Genomic DNA, 512 nt, shown 5'->3' on the forward strand with positions numbered 1-512 from the left:
GTTCGGGAAGGCGGCAAACAGGTTTTCGGCGCTCTGCCCGGCCTTGCTGAGGATCTCCAGCAGGCGCGCAGCGCTGTAGATACCATCATCGAAACCGTACCAGCGTTCCTTGATGAAGATGTGACCGCTCATTTCGCCGGCCAGCAGCGAACCGGTCTGTTTCATCTTCTTCTTGATCAACGAATGGCCGGTCTTCCACATCAGTGCGCGGCCGCCGTGCTGTTCGATCAGCGGGGTCAGGCGACGGGTGCATTTGACGTCGAAGATGATCTCGGCGCCCGGGTTGCGTGCCAGCACGTCCTGGGCAAACAGCATCAGCAGGCGGTCCGGGTAGACGATGCTGCCGGTGATGGTCACCACGCGGCCCCGGTCTCCGTGACCTTGGCGATCAGGTCTTCGAGGTTTTCCGGCTTGCCCGGGTCCGGGTGGTGGTTGGGGAAGTTGCCGTCGACCTCGCAGAACAGCGGGATCACTTCACAGCCCAGGGCTTCGATCAGCTGCGGCGCGACCAC

General features: G+C 62.5%; 1 pseudogene. It reads right to left on the minus strand.

Annotated features, from left to right (window positions below):
- Positions 1-512 (minus strand): annotated as a pseudogene (locus tag EOE48_RS28610) (phosphohexomutase domain-containing protein); the annotation flags it as partial.

This window comes from Methylobacterium oryzihabitans, from assembly GCF_004004555.2.
Classification (GTDB): domain Bacteria; phylum Pseudomonadota; class Alphaproteobacteria; order Rhizobiales; family Beijerinckiaceae; genus Methylobacterium; species Methylobacterium oryzihabitans.